Source organism: Candidatus Chloroploca asiatica (assembly GCF_002532075.1).
In the GTDB taxonomy this organism is placed as follows: domain Bacteria; phylum Chloroflexota; class Chloroflexia; order Chloroflexales; family Chloroflexaceae; genus Chloroploca; species Chloroploca asiatica.
On sequence record NZ_LYXE01000150.1, the window covers coordinates 1 to 500 of the forward strand.

Below are 500 nucleotides of genomic sequence, written 5' to 3' on the forward strand. Positions count from 1 at the left end.
GAACAGGTGATCCGTGACCTGCTCAACAGCGAACGCTTCATCGATTGTGCCCCTCGCACCATCTACGCCACCCTCCTCGACGAAGGGGTCATCCATTGCTCCTGGCGCACGATGTACCGCATCCTGAAGCGGGATGCGGCCACTCGTGAGCGACGCAATCACCGTCGCCGTCCCGTCTACGCCGCCCCTGAGTTGCTGGCCACCGGTCCGTGCCAGGTCTGGTCATGGGACATCACCAAGCTCCGCGGCCCGACGGCGGGCATCTGGTACAGCCTGTACGTCATCCTCGACATTTTCTCGCGCAAAGCCGTCGGCTGGCGGGTGGAAGGGCGCGAGGATGCGGTGCTCGCTGAAGCGATGGTTGCGGAAGCCTACCACCGGGAAGGCGTGCAGCCCACGCAGTTGACCTTGCATGCCGACCGGGGTGCGCCGATGACCTCCAAGACCTTGGGTGACCTGCTGCGGGATCTTGGGGTGGCCCAATCCCACAGCCGTCCGAC

At 64.8% G+C, this 500-nt stretch carries 1 protein-coding gene; it reads left to right on the top strand.

Translation table 11 applies throughout. From position 1 onward, the window contains the following. Positions 1-500: DDE-type integrase/transposase/recombinase (locus A9Q02_RS18225; protein WP_141509024.1), on the top strand; the 500-nt coding region annotated here is incomplete at both ends.